The organism is Streptomyces sp. NPDC089424 (assembly GCF_044749345.1).
GTDB lineage: Bacteria > Actinomycetota > Actinomycetes > Streptomycetales > Streptomycetaceae > Streptomyces.
Window position 1 is genome coordinate 397,144 of the sequence record NZ_JBIVHU010000004.1, and the last position, 14,260, is coordinate 411,403.

A 14,260-nucleotide genomic window follows, 5' to 3' on the forward strand; every position below is an offset into this window, starting at 1 on the left:
GGAACCGGTCCTCGTTGCTGCCGGTACCCCGGGCGGCGAACGCCTCGGCCCGCGCCCCGGGCCGGAACCACGGCGGGCAGAGCGTAGTACGCGGCGTCGACCTCGACTACCGGGAACCGCCCGGCGTAGTGCCGCAACCGCCCCCGGCGTCCCGCCGACCCGCCGGATACCAGCAGCTGCCCATCGGCGCCGGGTCGGCCCACGAGCACGTGCCCACCAGGATGTCGCCCAGGGGGGGCTCAGCCCGAATCGCGACCCGGCCCCTCGGACGCCTCGTCCGCGGCGCGGCGGTACTCGGCGTTGATGCGCTGTGCCTCCTCCAGCTGGTCCTCGAGGATGACGATGCGGCAGGCGGCCTCGATCGGGGTGCCTCTGTCGACGAGCTCGCGGGCGCGCGCGGCGATCCTCAGTTGGTAGCGGGAGTACCGGCGATGTCCGCCTTCCGAGCGGAGCGGCGTGATGAGACGGGCCTCCCCGATGGCACGCAGGAAGCCGGGGGTGGTGCCGAGCATCTCGGCGGCCCGGCCCATGGTGTACGCGGGGTAGTCGTCGTCGTCCAGACGATCGCTGAGCGGAGAATCTGCTGCCATGTCACCTCGTAGTGCAACGCGTCGCGGGGCCCTCGCGCCGTACGGCACCAGGGCCCCGGGGGAAATTCAACACCATCCCCCCGACCCGACGCCGTGCCGCCCGCCCGATCCGCGCAGGGGACACGACGGTGAGGGCCCTGCCGACGCGCGTCGGCAGGGCCCTCACCGGGTCTTTCTTGACGCCTGACCGTCGATTCGTGACGGCCGGGCGACCTCGTACACCTCCCCGGTCCCCGACCGGCAGCCGTCCGGACGACGACGCGAATCGTCCGGACAGGCCCTGGGGGCCTAGGCGGCCGAGCCGGAGCCGGCCCGGCGCGGCGTCCTGCGGCGGGCCGCCGCGTCGCCGACGGGCCGGCCCTGGCCGGTGCGGCCCCGACGGCCCCGCCGGCTCTGGGACGAGGAGGTGCCGCCGGCACGCTGCGCGGGCGGCGCGGTGATGACCACCGGCACTCCGGAAGGCGCCTGCGCACCGGTGATGCGGCTCAGCTCCGCCTCGCCCGAGCGCACCGCGGTGATCCGGGGGGTGATGCCCGCCGTGGCCATCAGCCGGCTCATGTCGCGGCGCTGGTCGGGGGTGACCAGGGTGACGACGCTGCCCGACTCCCCGGCACGGGCCGTACGGCCGCCGCGGTGCAGGTAGTCCTTGTGATCGCTGGGCGGATCGACGTTGACGACCAGGTCGAGGTTGTCGACGTGGATCCCGCGGGCGGCGACGTTGGTGGCCACCAGCACCGTCACCTGCCCGTCCTTGAACTGGGCCAGGGTCCGCGTGCGCTGCGGCTGGGACTTGCCCCCGTGCAGGGCCGCCGCGCGGACGCCGCTGCTCAGCAGGTGCTTGGTCAGCCGGTCCACCGCGTGCTTGGTGTCGAGGAACATGATCACCCGGCCGTCGCGCGCCGCGATCTCGGTGGTCGTGCGGTGCTTGTCGGCGTCGTGCACATGGAGGACGTGGTGCTCCATCGTGGTGACCGCGCCCGCGGAGGGGTCCACGGAGTGGACCACCGGGTCGGACAGGTAGCGGCGCACCAGCAGGTCGACGTTGCGGTCCAGGGTGGCCGAGAAGAGCATCCGCTGCCCACCCGGTCGCACCTGGTCGAGCAGGGCGGTGACCTGGGGCATGAAGCCCATGTCGGCCATCTGGTCGGCCTCGTCCAGGACCGTGATGTCCACGGCGTCCAGCCGGCAGTCGCCCCGGTCGATCAGGTCCTTGAGCCGGCCCGGCGTCGCCACGACCAGCTCCGCCCCGCCGCGCAGCGCGCTCGCCTGCCTGCCGATGGACATGCCGCCCACGACGGTGGCCAGCCGCAGGCTCACGGAGCGGGCGTACGGGCTGAGCGCGTCGGTGACCTGCTGCGCCAGCTCGCGGGTCGGGACGAGGACGAGGGCGAGCGGCTGCCGCGGCTCGGCACGCCTGCCCGCGGTGCGGGCCAGCGCGGCGAGGCCGAAGGCGAGGGTCTTGCCGGAGCCGGTGCGGCCCCGGCCGAGCACGTCGCGGCCGGCCAGCGAGTTGGGCAGGGTGGCGCCCTGGATCGGGAACGGCACGGTCACGCCTTCCCGCCCGAGCGTCGCCAACAGCGGTGCGGGCATGGCGAGATCGGCGAACGAGTCGACGGCGGGCAGCCCGGGAGTGATCGTCCTCGGCGGTGCGAACTCGCCCTGTACGGGCCGTCCGGCCGGCCGGTTTCCGTTGCTCCTGGAACGGCGCGGACCACCGGAGCGGTTGGCGCCGCCGCCGGCGCCTCCTCCGAAGCGCTCAGAGCGGTTGGACGTACGGGGTGTGCGGGCACGCGTCATGCGGAACCTTCCTTGATGAGGCACGTGTCAAGGAATTCCCGCAGCGGTGGAGCGGCGCTGAGAATCTCGAGACGAGCCGAATGCGAGGGGGCGTGTCGAACCGACGGGGAATGCGTCACCGTCCGGTGACCGAGTGGAGCCGTCCCGTCGTGCGCCCCGAAATGCAGCGAGCCAGGGCCCGCACTCCAAGGTGCGGGCCCCAGCTGTGAAGTATGCGTCGCGCCGGTGGATCAGACGGGGACGATGTTCTCGGCCGTCGGGCCCTTCTGGCCCTGCGCGATGTCGAACGACACCTTCTGGCCTTCCTGCAGCTCGCGGAAGCCCGAGGTGGCGATGTTCGAGTAGTGGGCGAAGACGTCGGGGCCGCCGCCGTCCTGCTCGATGAAGCCGAAGCCCTTTTCCGAGTTGAACCACTTCACGGTGCCGGTAGCCATTTGATTTCTCCTTCGGAGGCGGTTTCCGGAATTGACCCTGTGCCAATTCCTTGTCGCCGTGTTGATTACCCCGTCGGAAATGAATCTTCTGGCAACCACACCTGCAACTGAGATCGACAGTAGCACGGTGCGATCGGCCCTGCACTGTCGATAATTGCGATCGGGTGCACGCCCGGGGAATACTCGCGGGGCCCCGCACCGAATTCTCACGTCGCAAGCACAGATATGGGCCCCCTCGGGCACCCCCTTCCCACCCGCACACGACTGCGAACACCCCCGTGACCTCCACGGATGCCCCGCACGCGGCCACCACCGCCGCGCACCACGACCCCCACCCCGCACCCCTGCACCGCGACGAAGGTCACATCTGCGTCTCGCGCCGCGATCTTCCTCCCCGGTACTCCTGAGTGGCCTGTTTCTGCTGTTACCCTCATGCCGCTGTGCGTGGGGGGCAGTTGGGGGCTGGACGTTTTCGCAGCACCGTCGAACGTTGCCTGAGCGGCCGTTGCCGCGCTTTCACGCCTTTTCGTGGAGGCCCTGGAGGCGACGATGACCCCTCGCAACACCGTCCGTGGCGTCGTGGCCACCGCTGCGGTCCTCGCCGTGACGGTGGGCCCCGGCCCGCTCGCGGTCACGGCCGGCGCGGACGACACCGTCACGGGCGCCACGGTCGCGGCCACTGCGGACGCGGGCGTCGCCTTCGCGGGGGAGAAGGTCTTCCAGGCGGATCGCTACATACCGCGCGGGGACCGGATCCACAGCGCCGGCCCCAGCGGCTATCTGCACGTCCAGGAAGGGCGTTCCGGGTACCTGTGGACGTCGTACGACACCGGTGCGACGACCGAGCTGGGGAACCTGCCCCGGCTCGAACGCCCCGCGTACCTCGGCTCGTCGTCCGATGTCGTGGCCGAGGTCGTCTCGCCCACCGAGAAGGTGGTCCTCCGGGACCTCGCCGCGGGCACCACCACGGACGTCGCCCTGACCCACGGCACCTACGCGGCCACCTTCGGCACCCATGTGCTGACCCAGGCCCGGGAGGCCGACGGCGACCGGGTGCTGTGGCTCCACGGCGACGGCGCCCCCGCCGGCGGCACCCCGGTCGACGGATGGCCGACCGGGATCAGGGCCGACTTCACCGTGCTGGGCGGCGACAGCCGTACCGCCGTCATCGGCTCCGCCCGGGGGAACGGTGAACAGCACCTGACGCTGGTGGACCTGGCCACCGCGACCGTCACCGGCGACGTGACCGTGTCCCACGCTCCGACGGCCGTCGCGCTCGGCGCGGACCGGCTGGTCTGGTACCGGACCGACAGCGCGGTGGCCCACGTCCTGGACCGCGCCGACCTGTCCGCCGCCGAGACCACGGTGACGATGCCCGGCACCGGCACCCCCTCCGTGGGTCTCGCGGGGCGCTGGCTGGTGGTGGCCCGTGCCGTGCCGTCGTCCCCGGGTGACATGGTCGACGTGTCCGGCCAGCGGCTGATGGCCGTCCCGCTCGCGGGCGGTGCCCCGCTGACGCTGCTCCGGCACGCGCACGCCTCCCTCGTCACGGCGGACGACGGCAGTCTGCTGACCGTGGGTGGCACCGACTCCGGGCACTGGGCGGTACGCGGGGTCCGCGACACGGGGGCGGACACCCCCACGCTGACCGAGGTGACCGCCGTACCGCCGAAGGCCGCGTGGATCTCGCGGCTGTCGCTGCAGAACGGTCTCCTGGCCACCCACGAGGCCGACAGCAGCTTCATGAGCGCCTACTACAGCCGGCGCATCGCGGCCGACGGCACGCCGAGCGCGCCGACCTGGATGAGCTGGGACTACGAGAAGACGGGCCCCTACGCCACCGGGGACGGCCGTGCGGTGACGTTCACGGCCGACTCGCTCCCCGGGGGCTCGTACGTCCAGTCCCTCGACGACGACCCGGCCGGCTTCTTCTATCTGCCCTCGGCCTCCGGCACCGTCCTCGACGTCTCCGGCCGCTACGCGCTCGTCAACGGTTCCTCCCCCGCCAAGCAGTACGTCGGCGACCTCGGTGTCCACACCGACCTGCAGCCCGTCGTCACCCGCTCCGTGACGGCGGCCTCCGTCTGGGGTACCGGTCTGTGGACTCCGGGTACGGGCACCGGTGTCGTCACCGCGAAGGACCTGAAGACCGGCAGGACCACCGACACCGTCCGCACGGGCGCCCCGTGCGTCCCCAAGGAACTGCAGGTGGTGGGCCGCTGGATCCACTGGTCCTGCGGCCCGACCGCGGTGTCCGGCGTCTGGGACCGCAAGGCCGGGAGGAACATCCCGGTCCCGTCCGGCCAGGCCCTGCTCGGCGACGGCTACCTCGTGCGGCACGACACCGCGGCCGGGGCACTCCTGCTCACCGCCTTCGCCGACGGCACCGCGAGCACCCGCAAGATCGGCGACCTCGCGGCCGGCGGTCCAGGCCTGCGCGGCGCGAGCTGGACCGTGGACAAGTTCGGCGGACCCGTGGCCTACATCGACGCGGACAAGCGGATCCATCTCGTGCCCAGCGGGGTCCCCACCCAGCCGCTCTCGGTCATCGAGTCCGAGACGACCGACAACGCGTGGGAGAGCAGCGCGGCCCGCAGCCCTTGGTGGCAGTGGCGCGGACTGCTCGCCAAGCCGGCCGCCTCCTGGAAGGCCACGCTCACCAGCAAGGCCACCGGTGCGGTGGTCCGTACGCTCTCCGGCGGAGCGGTGAACGGCAACCTGACCGCGCGCTGGGACACGCGGGACACCAAGGGCGCACTCGTGCCCAACGGCACGTACACCTTCAGGCTGACGGCCCTGCCCGCCGACGGCTCGGGGGCGGCGCTGACGGTGTCCCAGACGGTGAAGGTGTCCGTCGGAGCCGCCGTACGCCGTGACTTCACCAACAACGGCACCTGGGCACCCGACGGGATCGGCGACCTGCTGACCCTGACCTCGTCCGGCGTCATCAGCTACCGGCCGGGCAACGGCACGGGGGGCTTCGGCTCGTTCATGCCGGCCTCCGGCTGGCCCTCCTCGGTGACGCCGATCCCCTTCGGCGACCTCGACGGCGACCGGCGCAACGACGTCCTCGTCCGGTTCAGCAGCGGCGAACTGCGGGCGTACCGGACCATGCGGGGGCAGACCTTCCTCACGAGCACCCCGCGCACCTCGCTCGGCACGGGCTGGAACCAGTACGACGTGCTGACCTCGCCCGGCGACATGAGCGGCGACGGCCGCCCGGACCTGATCGCCCGCAGCTCCTCCACCGGAACCGTCTACCTCTACAAGGGCACGAGCTCCGGGAAGCTCTCGTCACGCGTGAAGCTCTACAGCGACTGGAAGACGTACAAGAAGATCGTGGGCGTCGGCGACCTCAACGGCGACGGCGTCGGCGACCTGATCGCCCAGGACAGGTCCAACAACCTGTACCGGTACCTCGGCACGGGCAGCGGCACCCTCAAGCCGCGCGTGAAGCTGTTCTCGGCCTGGGGAGTCTCCTACAACGCCGTCGTCGGCGTCGGCGACATCACCGGCGACGGCAGGGCGGACATCATCTCCCGCGACACCTCCGGCAACCTCTGGCGCAACAACGGCACCGGCAAGGGATCCTTCGTCCCCCGCACAAAGATCGCCTCGGGCTGGCAGGTGTACAAGGGCGTGTACTGACGTCGGTCACAGTTCCCTTCCCGTCGTCCTCGGCGCCACGGCCGGTCCCTCGGGGAACTCGACGCCTCGGTCGCTGGTGACGGGCGGTCAGGTGGTCTTCCCCAGCAGATGGGGCGCGTAGGTCGCGACGGCCTCCATCAGCTCCTTCTTCGACGGGTTCACCATCGTGTGGCCGGCCACGGTGACGGTGGGCACGGTCTCGTTCCCGTCCGCGACGGACCGGACGAACGCTGCCGCGTCCGGGTCCCGCCAGATGTTCACCTTCGTGTAGTGGAGCCGCATGAACCGGAGTTGCGTGAGCAGCTTCATGCAGTACGTACACATCGGGCGCCAATAGACGACGACGCCGCCGGGCTCCTCAGGCACAGATCGCTCCCTCTTTTTCCGCCGGGTCAGCTGATCAAGGTGGACAGCAAAAAGGCCCGGGTCTGTGACCTGGGCCTTCTTCGTGGAGCGGGTGACGAGAATCGAACTCGCGCTCTCAGCTTGGGAAGCTGATGTTCTACCATTAAACTACACCCGCGTAAGACGCCGACGAGGTCGGTGTCGGAATGCTCGCTCACTGTACCTCATCGCAGGCTCCCGGTGCTCGGACCGTGGGGCCTGTGCTTGTTCAGGGAGTGGGATGCGGCTGCGGGGCACGGGAGTTGGGGCGTACGGTGGGGGCGCGGAAGAGGGGCCGGGCGGGGTCGGAGTGCCGCCTGGAGGGCCGTCCCATTCATCCCGTAATGTGGCCTTCCTCGTCAGGGCGTCAGCCAGACGCGGCTCTTTGGGGAAGGGACTTCAGGACTTGATGGAGCGCACCGTCGTCCGTTGTGCCGATGGGCACGTGTTCACCACCGCTTCGTTCCCGATGCAGCAGGCCGATCGCCTCGGCCCTGGTCGGCTCCTGCGCTGTCCGCGCTGCGCGCGGTTGCGCAGTGTCGTGCCGGTCAGTCTGCAGAGGCGGTAGGGACAGGGACACCCGGAGACCGGGGGACACAGGTCTCGCCGTGGGCGCGTGGAGCCGTCGCGATTGTCCTGGCTCCGCGCGCCTTGCGTATCCTCGGGGCGTGCTTCTCTCAGACAAGGACATCCGGGCCGAGATCGACGCCGGGCGGGTGCGGATCGATCCCTACGACGAATCCATGGTCCAGCCGTCGAGCGTCGACGTGCGCCTCGACCGCTACTTCCGGGTGTTCGAGAACCACCGGTACCCGCACATCGACCCCTCCGTCGAGCAGGCCGACCTGACGCGACTGGTCGAGCCCGAGGGCGACGAACCGTTCATCCTGCACCCCGGCGAGTTCGTGCTCGCGTCGACGTACGAGGTCATCACGCTTCCCGACGACCTCGCCTCCCGTCTGGAGGGCAAGAGCTCGCTCGGGCGGCTCGGGCTCGTCACCCACTCCACCGCCGGGTTCATCGACCCCGGGTTCTCGGGGCACGTGACCCTGGAGCTGTCCAACCTCGCGACGCTCCCCATCAAGCTCTGGCCCGGCATGAAGATCGGCCAGCTGTGCATGTTCCGGCTCAGCTCGCCCGCGGAGTTCCCGTACGGGAGCGAGCGGTACGGGTCGCGGTACCAGGGGCAGCGCGGGCCCACGGCCTCCCGGTCGTTCCTCAACTTCCACCGGACCCAGGTCTGAGCCGTCCGGCCCTCCGGACCCGCCGGCCGGCCCGCGCCCAGCCCCGAACGACAGAGTGGCATCAGTGACATGAGTGACGTACGAGAGAACCTCACCTACGAGCAGTTCGGCGTCGCCGTGCGCGCACTGGCGCAGGCCGTCGCGGACGACGGGTACGAGCCCGACATAGTGCTCAGCATCGCCCGCGGCGGGGTCTTCGTGGCCGGCGGGCTGGCCTACGCCCTCGACTGCAAGAACATCCACCTGGTGAATGTCGAGTTCTACACCGGCGTCGGCACCACCCTGGAGATGCCGGTCATGCTGGCGCCCGTCCCCAACGTCGTCGACTTCTCGGACAAGAAGGTCCTGATCGCCGACGACGTCGCCGACACCGGCAAGACGCTCAAGCTCGTGCGCGACTTCTGCCTCGACGCCGTCGCCGAGGTGCGCTCCGCCGTCATCTACGAGAAGCCGCACTCCCTCGTCCGGTGCGAGTACGTCTGGAAGCGCACCGACGAGTGGATCAACTTCCCGTGGTCCGTCCAGCCGCCCGTGGTGAAGCGTTCCGGGCAGGTGCTCGACGCCTGAGGGGGCGGCCGGCCGGGCGACGCACGGGAAAGGGCCCCCGGCGGGATCGCCGGGGGCCCTTCCTCGCGGATTGCCCGGGATTGCCGAGAGCGTGGGCTACACCGTGCCCAGCTTCACGATCGACAGCAGGGCGATCAGCTGGATCGCCGACGCGCCCAGCGCCTTCGGCCACGGCAGGTCGTGCGACTTGGACACCATCAGCGTGAGCAGGGCGCCGCCCGCGACCCAGGTGGCCCAGCCGAGGATCTGGACGAAGGGGGCGTCACCGCCCAGGAACGTGGCGACGACCAGACGCGGGGCGTCCGTGATGGACATGATCAGCATGGAGAGGCCGACCGTCGGCTGCCACGCCCCGTCGCCGCCGAGCTGGCGGGCCAGGGTGTGGGTCACCACGCCCAGGACGAACGCGCTGAGCACCATCGCCACGGCCGTGGTCAGGACGATCGGGATGGCGTTGGACAGGGTCGCGTTGATCGCGTCCTCGCGCGCGCCGTCGAAGCCGAAGACCGCGATCAGGCCGTAGAGGAAGGTCACGATGAGGGCCGGGCCCCACACCGTGTAGTCGCGCATCTGCAGGAAGGTCTGGTTGGGGGCCATGACGATGCCCCTCAGCAGGTCCTTCCAGTGCAGGCGCGGGCCGATCGGGGCGGCCGGGGCCGCGCCGGCGTGGTACGTGCCGCTCTGGTGGTACGGGTCCTCGCCGACCGAGAAGACCTGCGTGTGGCCCGGGTTGTTCGCGGCGTACGGGTCCGGGCCGCCCTGCTGGTGGTAGGCGCCGTCGTCGCCGAAGTACTCCGGCTCGCCGCCGCCCGGACCGCCGTACCCGCCGTTCGTCTGCTGCCAGCCGGCGTTCCCGTAGCTCTGCTGCCCTGGGTGCGGGTGCTGCGGGGCCTGCGGGTAGCCGTACGACGGCCCCGGCGCCTGCTGTCCGTGCGGGGGGTGTTGCGGTCGCGTGTGCGGGGCGCGGTCGTTCCGGCCGCCCCGTCCGATCCTGAATCCAGCCACGCCATCGAACGTACCTGGTCTCGGGAAGCGGTGGGCGGGGCCCGGGTTCCGTACCGGGGTTTGCTGCCGAGCTGTGACATCCCTTACGGACGTCCCCTACGGGTCCGCCACGCCCCGCCCGGACGTCGTCGGCCGCGGACACGGGGGAGGATGGAGCCATGAGCGTAGTCAAGATCAATGTGCTGACCGTTCCCGCCGAGCAGCGGGAAGTCCTGGAGAAGCGGTTCGCCTCCCGCGCCCACGCCGTCGAGGGTTCCGACGGCTTCGAGTGGTTCGAGCTGCTGCGCCCCGTCGAGGGCACCGACGACTACCTGGTGTACACGCGGTGGCGGGACGAGGAGTCGTTCCAGGCGTGGATGGAGGGGCCGATGAAGGCCGCCCACCAGGGTGCGGGGTCCGGGGAGGGCGGGGAGCGGCCCCGGCCCGCCGCGTCGGGGTCGACGCTGTGGTCGTTCGACGTGGTGCAGCAGGCCGGGCCCAAGGCTTAACGGGGCAAGGGGGCACTCGCACGGCCGGCCGCGGCCGTGGGCCGGTGGCGGCCCGGGGCCGTGCGGCTCAGCAGTTGCCCCATGTCTCCGAGAGGGCCGCGGGGATCTGCGGGATGTCGGCGCAGCCCCCGGCCCCACGGGGGAAGCTGTCGCCGGCGACGTAGGTCCAGGCACCCGTCGAAGCGGTGCTGAAGTACTTGGTGGCGCTGCCCTCGTCCTGGAGGGACACGAGTTCGTCGAGGGTGGCGCCGGCGGTGGCCTGGAAGCGGGTCGCGGCGTAGCGGACGTCGCCGCACCGGCCGTAGAAGAACTGCTGCGGGACCGGCTGGATGTGGCTGAAGCGGGGGAAGCCGCGCCGGTAGGCGTCGGTGACGGCGGCCTTCACCTCGGGGGTGGCGGCGAGGTTGTGGCAGCCGGGGTCGCTCGCGGGGGCCGGGCGGGGCGCGGCGGGGGTGGGCGACGCGGCCGTGTCCGTGGCGGCGGAGGTGCGCGACGGTACGGGGGTGGCGGCGGCCGGGCTCGTGGGGGTGGCCGGGGTCGCGGGTGAGCGGGTGGGCGCCGGGCTCGCGGTGGTGTCCGCGACCGGGGAGGCGTTCAGGGACGGTGCGGCGGAAGGGGCCACGGCGGCGGATCCGGAGTCCGGCGACTCCTGGCATCCGGTCAGCACCAGGACCCCACCCATGACCGCCATCACCGACGCACCTCTGAGACCGGGCATCGCGCATCCTCTCCTCGACGGACGAGTCACGGGCCGGCACCCGTCCGCTCCGCGGCGACGGATGCCGCCGGCGCGCCGCCGGCGAGTGACTCGTTCCTAGACACGTGGGCCGGGTGGGGGGTTGTGGGGAGCGGGATGCGGGTGGGTCTCGGTTCCGTCACGCCCCGGTACCGGCGCGTCCCCCCGCCACCGCTGCCGGGGCCGGGGGTCCAACGAGTGAATCCGGGTGCTCGGTGCGTGGGCCCGCGGCGGGCAGCGGGAAGGGCCAAGGGGCACACCCGACCAGCGCTGGCAGGGAGTACCCCCATGGCGAAGTTCCTCATCCAGGCCACCTATACGCCCGAGGGCACGAAGGGGCTGCTCAAGGAAGGTGCGAGCGGGCGGCGTGCGGCCGTCGAGCAGGTCGTCACCGGGCTCGGCGGGACCGTCGAGACGATGTACTTCGCCTTCGGGGAGGACGACCTCCTGATCATCGTCGACTTCCCCGATCCCGTCTCCATGGCCGCCGTCAGCCTCACCGTCAAGGCCAGCGGCGCGCTCCGGACGCGGGCGACCCCGCTTCTGACGCTGGACGAGATCGACGAGGCCACCCGCCGGCCGGTCACCTTCCGCGCCCCCGGCGGCGCGTGACCGCGCCTGTCAGGCAGCGGACCGCGACGGCGCGGCCGTCGTCGCGCCGACGACGCGGCGCCGCCTGCTCGGCAGCCCGAGGGTCGGGTTGGCGACGCCCCACGCGGCGCCCTTGCAGACCAACTCCTTGTAGACGGCCGCGAGTCGTCCGGTCAGCGCCGCCCGCTTGGCACGGTCGTCGGCGGTGACGTACTGGATGACGCCCTCCTTGCGGCCCAGCGAGACGCACTGGTTGAAGTAGCGCAGCGGAGCGTTCGGGAGCTTGCCGCCGGTCAGGCGGGCGGCGAGGGCGTCGGCGGCCTGCCACGCGGTGGGGATGCCCGACGCGCACGACATCCTCAGCGGCTTGCCGCCGGGGCCCGCGACCTCGGCCGCGTCGCCGATGACGTAGACGTCCGGGTGCGAGAGGGACCGCATGGTCGCGTCGACCACGATCCGGCCCGTGCCGCCGGCCTTCAGGGTGGTGGCCCGCGCGATCGGGTCGACGGTGAAGCCGGTCGTCCACACGGTGACCGCGGCCGGGACGGACGTGCCGTCGGCCGTGACGACGTGGTCGGGTCCGACGCCGGTGACGGTGGCGTTCTCGTGGACGGTGATCCCGAGCTTGCCGAAGACCTTCCGCAGATGACCGCGGCCCTTGGGCGAGAGCCAGTCCCCGAGGCCGCCGCTCGCCGCGAGGGCGATGTCGAGGTCCGGCCGGGCCTCGGCGAACTCGGTCGCCGCCTCCAGGCCGGTGAGTCCGCCGCCGACCACGACCACGCGCTCCCCGGCGTCCAGCCCGGCCAGTCGCTCGCGCAGCCGCAGCGCTCCGGGGCGGGAGGCGATCTCGTACGCGTGCTCGGCGGTGCCGGGGACGCCCTGGCCGTTCCAGCCGCTGCCGAGCGCGTACACGAGGGTGTCGTACACCAGTTCCTCGGCGCCGCCCGTGCCGGTGACGGCGACGGTCTTGCGGTCGGCGTCGACGCCGGTGACCTTCGCGATCTTCAGTACGACGCCGGTGCCCGCGAACATCTCGCTGAAGGGCCGGGGCCTGAGGGGCCGGCCGACCGCCAGCTCGTGCATCCGGACGCGTTCGACGAAGTCGGGTTCGGCGTTGACGAGGGTGATGACGGCGTCTTCGCGGCGCAGCCGCTTGGCGAGGCGACCGGCGGCGACGGCTCCGGCGTATCCGGCTCCGAGGACGATGATGCGGTGCTGCATCTGAAGGCTCCTGTCTTGAGCGGGTTCGCCCCTTGAACCGGGCGGCCCGTCGTTTCCTGACAGGAACGGCTTGTGAAGCAGCTCACATCGCTGAGCGGGCGCACACCTCCCACATCAGAAGGCGTGGAACAGCGGAGCGCCGTGCTCCCCGGCCGCCCACCGCCTGGTCGCGCGTTCCAGCTTGTCGGGGTTGACCTGGCTGCGGAAGGCGGCGATGCCCTCGGGGGTGATCTCCAGGCATACGACGCCGACGACCCGGCCGTCGAGCACGGCCACGATCGCCGGGCCCCCGTTGGCGGTCGTGACGTGGATCCCGGGCGAGCCGCCGACCAGGTCGCGCTTCGACTTGGCCGGCTTGAACAGGCCCCGCATGAACTTCGCGACCGCGAGGGCGCCCTCGAAGGCCTTGGCGCGGGCCGGGACCTTGCCGCCGCCGTCGCCGATCGCGACGGCGTCCTGGGTGAGCAGCCGTACGAGCGGCTCGGTCTCGCCGCTGGTCGCGGCCGCGAGGAACTCGTCGACGACCCGCCGGGCGGCGGCCGCGTCGATCTCGCTGCGGGCCTTGCCGTCGGCGACGTGCTTCTTGGCGCGGTGGAAGATCTGCTGGCTGGCCGCCTCGGTGAGGTCGAGGATCTCGGCGATCTCGCGGTGCGGGTAGTCGAACGCCTCCCGCAGCACGTACACCGCCCGCTCGCCGGGGGACAGGCGCTCCAGCAGGGCGAGGACGGCGTACGAGACCGACTCGCGCTGTTCGGCGGTGTCGGCGGGACCGAGCATCGGGTCCCCGGCCAGCAGGGGCTCGGGGAGCCACTGGCCGACGTAGGTCTCGCGTCGCGCGCGGGCCGAGGTGAGCTGGTTGAGGCACAGGTTGGTGAGGGCCTTCGTCAGCCAGGCCTCGGGGACCCTGATGTGGCCGGTGTCGGCGGCCTGCCAGCGCAGGAACGTCTCCTGCACGGCGTCCTCCGTCTCGCTCGCGGAGCCGAGCAGCCGGTAGGCGATGGCCTCCAGGCGGGGCCTGAATGCCTCGAACCGGTCGACGTCGTTCACCGTCAGGGCCATGGACCGGATTTTAGCGAGGCCGCACAGGACCGACGCTTCCGCCTCAGCCAGGGGTGGGCGGAATCGAGGCCTCCACCCGGGGCGGCACAGGACCGACGCCCCCGCCCAGGCCGGGGCAGGACCGAGGCCCTCCGCCCGGGGCGGCACGGGACCGACGCCTCCGCCGGGCCGCGACAGGGCCAGCGCCCCCCCGCCGGGTTGGGACGGGATCGAGGCCTCCGCCCGGGGCGGGGCAGGACCGACGCCTCCGCCGGGCCGCGACAGGCCCGGCGCCCTTGGCCGGGGTAGGACGGGATCGACGCCTCCGCCGGGCCGGGGCAGGACCGAGGCCCCCCTCCGGGCCAGGGCAGGGCCGAGGCCCTCCGCCCAGGGCTTCGCAGGCCCGGCGCCCCCGGCTGGGGTGGGACGCGGGATCGGGGCCCTCCGCTCGAGGCGGGACAGTACCGACTCCGTCGCCCGGGCCGGGGCAGGACCGAGGCTCCCCCTCGGGGTGGGA

Annotated in this window: 13 protein-coding genes, 1 tRNA gene and 1 pseudogene; 5 read left to right on the forward strand and 10 right to left on the reverse strand. The window is 72.1% G+C overall.

Going from position 1 to position 14,260, the window contains the following annotated elements; genetic code table 11:
* Positions 1–71: 71 nt before the first annotated feature.
* The 4 genes and pseudogenes from ACIP2X_RS21495 to ACIP2X_RS21510 all read right to left on the reverse strand — a co-directional run.
* Positions 72–232, reverse strand: a pseudogene (locus ACIP2X_RS21495) (DUF72 domain-containing protein); the annotation flags it as partial.
* Between the two features lie 7 nt (positions 233–239).
* Entirely contained in the window at positions 240–590 is a 351-nt protein-coding gene (locus ACIP2X_RS21500; protein WP_401675413.1) for a MerR family transcriptional regulator, read from the reverse strand.
* 288 nt (positions 591–878) lie between these two features.
* Positions 879–2,387, reverse strand: coding sequence for a DEAD/DEAH box helicase (locus ACIP2X_RS21505; protein WP_401675416.1), 1,509 nt, complete (start codon positions 2,385–2,387; stop codon positions 879–881).
* A 230-nt stretch (positions 2,388–2,617) separates the two neighbouring features.
* Positions 2,618–2,821 (reverse strand): cold-shock protein, encoded by a 204-nt coding sequence (locus tag ACIP2X_RS21510; protein ID WP_401675418.1) that lies wholly within the window; start codon positions 2,819–2,821, stop codon positions 2,618–2,620.
* Positions 2,822–3,370: 549 nt separating this feature from the next.
* On the opposite strand from ACIP2X_RS21510, the gene ACIP2X_RS21515 reads away from it, so the two are divergent.
* Positions 3,371–6,469: an FG-GAP-like repeat-containing protein gene (locus tag ACIP2X_RS21515; protein ID WP_401675421.1), complete on the forward strand. Its 3,099-nt coding sequence runs from the start codon at positions 3,371–3,373 to the stop codon at positions 6,467–6,469.
* A gap of 87 nt (positions 6,470–6,556) precedes the next feature.
* Here the strand turns inward: ACIP2X_RS21515 and ACIP2X_RS21520 are convergent, their stop codons facing one another.
* Together ACIP2X_RS21520 and ACIP2X_RS21525 are read right to left on the reverse strand one after the other, a co-directional pair.
* The gene (locus tag ACIP2X_RS21520; RefSeq protein WP_401675424.1) at positions 6,557–6,835 is read right to left on the reverse strand and encodes a glutaredoxin domain-containing protein; all 279 of its coding nucleotides are present in this window, start codon (positions 6,833–6,835) and stop codon (positions 6,557–6,559) included.
* 83 nt (positions 6,836–6,918) lie between these two features.
* Positions 6,919–6,992 (reverse strand) — tRNA-Gly (locus tag ACIP2X_RS21525).
* 529 nt (positions 6,993–7,521) lie between these two features.
* On the opposite strand from ACIP2X_RS21525, the gene dcd reads away from it, so the two are divergent.
* Both dcd and ACIP2X_RS21535 read left to right on the forward strand, forming a co-directional pair.
* Positions 7,522–8,097, forward strand: coding sequence for a dCTP deaminase (dcd, locus tag ACIP2X_RS21530; protein ID WP_399369549.1), 576 nt, complete (start codon positions 7,522–7,524; stop codon positions 8,095–8,097).
* Between the two features lie 69 nt (positions 8,098–8,166).
* Positions 8,167–8,664, forward strand: coding sequence for a phosphoribosyltransferase (locus ACIP2X_RS21535; protein ID WP_401675428.1), 498 nt, complete (start codon positions 8,167–8,169; stop codon positions 8,662–8,664).
* Positions 8,665–8,760: 96 nt separating this feature from the next.
* Here the strand turns inward: ACIP2X_RS21535 and ACIP2X_RS21540 are convergent, their stop codons facing one another.
* Complete coding sequence (locus ACIP2X_RS21540) at positions 8,761–9,669, reverse strand: Yip1 family protein (protein WP_401675431.1); 909 nt, start codon at positions 9,667–9,669, stop codon at positions 8,761–8,763.
* Between the two features lie 158 nt (positions 9,670–9,827).
* Here ACIP2X_RS21540 and ACIP2X_RS21545 point away from each other — a divergent pair, with 158 nt between their 5' ends.
* Positions 9,828–10,157 (forward strand): antibiotic biosynthesis monooxygenase family protein, encoded by a 330-nt coding sequence (locus ACIP2X_RS21545; protein WP_401675433.1) that lies wholly within the window; start codon positions 9,828–9,830, stop codon positions 10,155–10,157.
* 67 nt (positions 10,158–10,224) lie between these two features.
* On the opposite strand, the gene ACIP2X_RS21550 is transcribed toward ACIP2X_RS21545, so the two are convergent.
* Positions 10,225–10,875: a hypothetical protein gene (locus tag ACIP2X_RS21550; RefSeq protein ID WP_401675436.1), complete on the reverse strand. Its 651-nt coding sequence runs from the start codon at positions 10,873–10,875 to the stop codon at positions 10,225–10,227.
* A 306-nt stretch (positions 10,876–11,181) separates the two neighbouring features.
* Here ACIP2X_RS21550 and ACIP2X_RS21555 point away from each other — a divergent pair, with 306 nt between their 5' ends.
* Positions 11,182–11,505 (forward strand): GYD domain-containing protein, encoded by a 324-nt coding sequence (locus ACIP2X_RS21555; RefSeq protein WP_401675438.1) that lies wholly within the window; start codon positions 11,182–11,184, stop codon positions 11,503–11,505.
* Between the two features lie 9 nt (positions 11,506–11,514).
* On the opposite strand, the gene ACIP2X_RS21560 is transcribed toward ACIP2X_RS21555, so the two are convergent.
* Positions 11,515–12,705 (reverse strand): NAD(P)/FAD-dependent oxidoreductase, encoded by a 1,191-nt coding sequence (locus tag ACIP2X_RS21560; RefSeq protein WP_401675441.1) that lies wholly within the window; start codon positions 12,703–12,705, stop codon positions 11,515–11,517.
* 114 nt (positions 12,706–12,819) lie between these two features.
* Positions 12,820–13,764: an RNA polymerase sigma factor SigJ gene (gene sigJ, locus ACIP2X_RS21565; RefSeq protein ID WP_401675444.1), complete on the reverse strand. Its 945-nt coding sequence runs from the start codon at positions 13,762–13,764 to the stop codon at positions 12,820–12,822.
* Between the last annotated feature and the right edge of the window lie 496 nt (positions 13,765–14,260).